We start from the raw sequence: 3,749 nt of genomic DNA on the forward strand, positions 1-3,749 counted from the left end.
TTTATTATTTTTTTTAGGTTTTTTTTACAAAAATTTATAATTATTGAATAATATAAATTATATACACATTTCCAACTCTTTTTTATATAAAAAATGTTTTAATATATATTAAAAAATAGTTTATTTTTATTAAACTATTTAACTCTTGATTATTTACCCATTTATTATTTAGGAGTTTTATGAAAAAAGATAACAAAAGGCAACATTAATGAAAAAAGTCGTAGTCATTGGTGGTGGATATGCAGGTATTTATGCATTAAGAGAACTAGTTAAAAATAAAAATATCAAAATAACTTTAATTGATAAACATACATATCATAATTTACAACCAGAAGTATATGATTTAATTGCAAATAAATCTACTTTTGCAGATGTTACAATTGATTTAACTACTCTTTGTACTGGATTTAACCACAACCATTTAGAATATAAAAACTTAAAAGTAAGAAGGATAGATAAAACTGAAAAGAAAATCTACACAGAAGAAAAAGAGATAGTAGAATTTGACTATTTAATTATGGCAGCAGGGACTAGAACATTTTTCCCTCCACAAATTCCTGGTTTAAATAATGCTGATGACATAAAAAAACTTCACAGAGCAATTGATTTTAAACAAAGTTTTGAAATACAACTATTTGAAAAAATTAGAGATGAAGCAAAACAGTGTGCAGATACTCATATTGTTGTTGTGGGAGCTGGACTTTCTGGAGTTGAGATTGCAGCAGAAATGGCTTATTATTCAAATAAATTTTTCCAAAGAGGAAACTTTTCATGTGATAATTTAAAAATATCTTTGATAAGTAGTTCAGCTAGTATATTACCTGGATTAACTCAACAATTAATTAATATATCTCAAGAAAGACTTAAAGAATTAGGAATAAACATAATAACTAATACTAAACTTGAAAAAGTTGAAAATGGTTACTGTTTCTTTTCAAATGGAACAAAAGTAAATCACTCATTTGTAATATTTACAGGGGGAATTGAAGCATCACCTCTTACAAAAGAGTTAAATACAAAAACAAACCAAAAGGGTCAATTAATTGTAAATGAATATATGCAATCAACTGAGCATGAAAATATTTTCGCAATTGGAGATATTGCAGAGATAAGAAATAATAAAGATGAAATAATGCCACCAACTGTAACTATTGCAAGAATTAGTGGAACACTTGCAGGAAAAAATGTTTTAAAACTAATAGAAGGTAAAAGCTTAGTAAAAACTAATCCTAAATTAGATGGAGTTCTTATTGCTCTTGGAGGAGAATATGCAGCTGGTAACTTATTTGGGTTGGTTCATGTAAAAGGAAAAATTGCATATTTTATCAAAAAATATGTATTTTATTCTTACAGAAAACCGCTGTTAAAACTTATAAAAACTGGATATAAAAAACTTTCAAAATTTTAAATAATACATAGCTTTAATACCAAGGCTATGTGTTATTAAACTATTATTATAAAATAACATTTTAAGTAATAACGATATACAATATATTTAAACAATCGAATTTGGGCTTTTATGAAAAAATCAACAACATACAAAAAACTTATAACTAAAATTATTCTTTTTACTTTATTTGTCACTCTTATCATAGCACTTGCATATGGTGAATACTTAAAAAAAGATGCTATAGAAAAACTTACAAAAATTGATTCAAAGAAAACAAGTAAACTAATTTTTCAATCATTATACTCAGCTATGGAAAAAGGTTGGAATAAAAAAGACTTAGCAAAAATTATAGATAGAATAAATTCAATTGATGAAGAGATGAGTGTAAATGTTTATAGAAGTTCTCTTGTTGCAAAATTATATGGGGAAATAGAAGAAGATAAAAAGGTTAGAAAGGCTAATCCTTTTGTTAAAAAAGCTTTTCACAAAGAAGAAGTCTTAAATATAATTGATGAGTCTTTAATCCAATTTTATTATCCTATTATTGCAGAAAAACAATGTTTAGAATGCCACTCAAATGCTAAATCAGGAGATGTATTAGGGGTTATTGATATATCTTATCCTGTTAGGGATTTAAAAGTATCTCTTACTAGTATGATAAATTTCTTTGTTATTTTTATAATTGTTTTTTCTCTTGTACTTTTTATTGCTCTTTATTTTGGATTTGACAAGCATCTTGTAAAGCCAATCAAAATATTTGTAAATAAAATAAGTCAAATAACAGAAGAAAAAGATATAAAACAAAGAGTTGAACTAAATGATAAAATAGAAGAGTTATCTTCTATGCAAAGAGTTTTTAATAAGATGTTGGATTCTTTAGAATATCAATTTTATAATGATGAATTAACATCTTTACCAAATAGAAAAAAACTTCTTGAAGTAGCTAATAGTAATAGATATGCATCTTTAACACTAATTAATATAGACAAATTTCAAGAAATAAATGATCTTTATGGAGATAAAGTAGGAAATAATCTTTTAGTTCATATATCAGAACTACTAAAAGAGAATTCACCTAAATCAGCTAAACTATTTAAACTTCATGCAGATGAATATGCTTTATATTATGAACAAGATATATCACTTGAAGAGTTACAAAGTCTAATATTATATTTAATTGATATTATTGAAAAAAATATATTTGTAGTAAAAGAAGGGAATGAAGCACATGTGAATATATCTGCTGGTATTGCTGTTGGCAATGAAGCATTACTTACAAATGCAGATATAGCACTTAAAATAGCGAAAAGAAAAAGAAAAAAATATGTTCTTTATGATTCATCTATGAAAATTGAGCATGAATATGAGCAGAATTTAAAATGGGGTAAAAAAATAAAAGATGCGATTAAAGATGATAGAATTGTTCCTTTATTTCAACCAATTGTAAATACACAAACTAAAGAAATTATCAAATATGAATCACTAATTAGACTACAAGATACAAATGGTGAGCTTATTTCCCCTATACATTTTCTTGATCTTGCTAAAAAAAATAAATTATATCCTCAATTAACTATGATAATGGTGAGAAAGACATTTGAGATTTTTAGTAAAATAGACAAAAAAATATCTATAAATCTAAGTGTTGATGATATTTTAAATAAAGAAGTATATGACTGTATCATGACTCATCTAAAAATTTCAAATTTTGGGAATAGAGTTGTTTTTGAACTAATAGAATCTGAAGGAATTGAAAACTTTGATGAAGTTCTTAACTTTATTGAAGAAGTGAAAACATATGGTTGCCAAATATCTATCGATGATTTTGGAACTGGTTACTCAAACTTTGAATATTTAATGAAATTAAAAGTTGATTATATAAAAATAGATGCATCTATGATAAAAAATATTGATGTAAATAAAAACTCTCAAATGGTAACTGAAACAATTATTGATTTTGCTAATAAAATGGGTATTGAAACAATTGCAGAGTTTATTCACTCAGAAAATGTATATAAAAAAGTAAAAGAGATTGGTATTCACTATTCCCAAGGATATTACTTTGGAGAACCAATGAAATTGGATTAAGCTATATTATTACAATTTAATAATTTTATAACTTATTTTTAGATAATATTTTCTATTACTTTTATAAAGGCTATTTTTATGTCTAGCAAAATAGAAAATATTACTAAACAACTGCGATCAGAAATCAACCAAAACATAAAATCTAGAATAAGACTGATAAACTATAGAAGTGACTTGCCAGATATACTAAATGAGAGTTTAAGTGTATATAAACTAAATGGGATTAGTAAAGTAAATAAACCTTATGAGTTTGAAGTAGTATTTGTAAGTG

3 protein-coding genes are annotated in these 3,749 nt (G+C 25.0%); all 3 read left to right on the forward strand.

All coding sequences use genetic code 11. The annotated features are described in order from the left end of the window. Positions 1-208 precede the first annotated feature (208 nt). Positions 209-1,408, forward strand: coding sequence for an NAD(P)/FAD-dependent oxidoreductase (locus tag CRU93_RS13895; protein WP_129104787.1), 1,200 nt, complete (start codon positions 209-211; stop codon positions 1,406-1,408). A 111-nt stretch (positions 1,409-1,519) separates the two neighbouring features. Beyond that, positions 1,520-3,478 (forward strand): bifunctional diguanylate cyclase/phosphodiesterase, encoded by a 1,959-nt coding sequence (locus CRU93_RS13900; RefSeq protein ID WP_129104788.1) that lies wholly within the window; start codon positions 1,520-1,522, stop codon positions 3,476-3,478. A 78-nt stretch (positions 3,479-3,556) separates the two neighbouring features. Then, a partial coding sequence (locus CRU93_RS13905; RefSeq protein WP_164967706.1) for a hypothetical protein occupies positions 3,557-3,749 on the forward strand: 193 nt, incomplete at its 3' end.

The sequence above is a fragment of the Arcobacter sp. CECT 8985 genome (assembly GCF_004116495.1).
Taxonomy (GTDB): domain Bacteria; phylum Campylobacterota; class Campylobacteria; order Campylobacterales; family Arcobacteraceae; genus Malaciobacter.

Excerpts from the sequence above, each read along its gene's own strand:
- CRU93_RS13895 (WP_129104787.1), top strand. The coding sequence starts at position 209 with ATGAAAAAAGTCGTAGTCATTGGTGGTGGATATGCAGGTATTTATGCA.
- CRU93_RS13900 (WP_129104788.1), top strand. The coding sequence starts at position 1,520 with ATGAAAAAATCAACAACATACAAAAAACTTATAACTAAAATTATTCTT.